The sequence below is a fragment of the uncultured Endozoicomonas sp. genome, assembly GCF_947495845.1.
In the GTDB taxonomy this organism is placed as follows: Bacteria; Pseudomonadota; Gammaproteobacteria; order Pseudomonadales; family Endozoicomonadaceae; genus Endozoicomonas.
Genome location: NZ_CANMAO010000069.1, coordinates 1 through 1,981, shown reverse-complemented (window position 1 = coordinate 1,981; position 1,981 = coordinate 1). Strand labels below are relative to the sequence as shown.

Sequence of the window (1,981 nt, the reverse complement as noted above, 5' to 3'; positions counted from 1 at the left end):
TAATCCTGATAAATGTATTGACGGGCAACTAAGTAAAGCTGCCTGAGTTGAGGCGACAACTATGTTGACAAACACCGTTAGCAATTTAATCTCACTTTGGTGAGTATCTTCGCTGTGTTGATAGTCGATCTGATCACCGGTAGTGCGATTAAAAAGATTGATTTGCTCTCGTAACTCAATACACCGCTGGAGACTAATGACCTTACGCTGATAATAGCGAACATCCAGTTGGTTGTTCCGGTCATCAGGAGCCTCTTGCAAAGCAACTTCAGATGAGATTAGGTCATTCAAGGCTTCATCATGGGTTATCTGTAGTTCAAAAACACTCATTTCACTGACTGGAGGAGGCGTGAAAAAGGGAAGTTTCAGTGCATCACGGGCAGTCATTCGTTTAGCGGGATCCTCCTTTATCATGTTTAGAATAAGTTCTCTGGCGTCCTTGCTGATGCCTGACTTATTTAACACATCATGGCTAAAATCCCAAAACATCTCTTGGTCGAAAGTGAGCTGATTGTTCTTTTCTTTAACCAGTTTAGCTGTCCAGCCTGTGAGCATTTCTATCAATGTTAACCCCATTGCCCAAACATCCCCCTTAAGGCTCTGCTCGCCTGTCATTACAAGCTCGGGTGGGAGGTAGCTAAGAGTGCCAGAATAACCAGTAAAAATCGGCTTTTCAGGCTCGGCTAAGGCCTGTTCGTCATATTTCGCCAAACCAAAGTCGACGAGCTTAATGCAACCTTTGTTGTCTATCAGGATGTTCTTCGGCTTTATATCACGATGACAGATACCTGTAGCGTGAACATCTCTCAGCTGTTTAAGCATCTGGCGTCCAAGTGCTCTTACCTGATCCTCAGGAAGTTTCGTGGCGTGTTTTGAGACTGCGTATTGTTGGCCCTTCTTTGTGTTGGATAATGCCATGCTCAGGAGTGAACTTAATTCATAACCACCATTATCCATGGCAATGCGATATGTATCTTCATCACATAGCTCACCGCCTCTGATTTTGGGAGCACTGGAAATGGCGTTTTGCAGGTCTATTTCATACTGAATATTATTTACTTGCTGATTACGTATGGCCTGATGGCCCGATAGCTTTATATCTTTGACGACAGTTTGTCTTTGTAGTTTTCCAGGACTGCCTACCTCGGCCTTAAAACTGGCTTTAATGGCTTCGCTAAGTGCATTTTCATCAAGAAACGTGGTATGGCCGGTTTTTGGATCTATGATCTTTGCGCTCAGATCGGTTAATAGAAGCTCTTCTCCAGACTCTTGATCAAAAAAGTGTAAATTATCTAGTAGAGACTTGTTTTCAATAGGGCGGCCTTCAGAGTCGTCTTCATCTTTATTTAGTTGTGTATATTTGAATACCAGATTATTCAAAGGGATTGTTTGACCATTTTTCCCATTAAGCAAAAAAACATCAGAGCCTCGAACTTGTATCTTTTCAGAGTCTGATGAATTCATTGCTACTTCAAATACCTCCCCGAAACCGCCTTTAGCAATAAAGGCTTTGTCACCAGTGCTCAGATTTTCCCGGATCTGCATTTTATCTAAGTTGAACGCTTCAAGCTTACCATTGTGCTCTGGAAACAGCTCTTTAGCCGTGTGAGCAACGTTAATATGGTAATCATCAGTTAATGATTTTTTATTGCCAGATACCATGTCTTTGATTTTATTGATGGCGCGATTAATAAGGGTTGGAGTTACTTTATACCCTTTGGTGCTGCCCTCCGGCGTTTCAGACAATGGACGAGTATTCCCGGTATTTGAGCTTATATTGTTGTGTGGCTGTCCAGCTCTTTTGGTTGGCATTGTATGCTCCAGCATTTCCCTGATTCTGAAGATATCGACGGCTGGGACCGTGACTTTTATCGAAGGGTGACGATCTGTCGAAAAGTAAGGTTCTCGACTTTAGATTTTCCATAAAACGGAAGTTTGGTCAGATTGCATAATTTCAAACAAACCAACATCGACGAACTAT

The 1,981-nt window shown here is 42.4% G+C and carries 1 protein-coding gene; it reads right to left on the bottom strand.

Features of this window, described 5'->3' with window-relative positions; all coding sequences use genetic code 11:
- Positions 1 to 1,812: protein kinase (locus Q1B11_RS20065; protein ID WP_299735764.1), on the bottom strand; the 1,812-nt coding region annotated here is incomplete at its 3' end.
- Between the last annotated feature and the right edge of the window lie 169 nt (positions 1,813 to 1,981).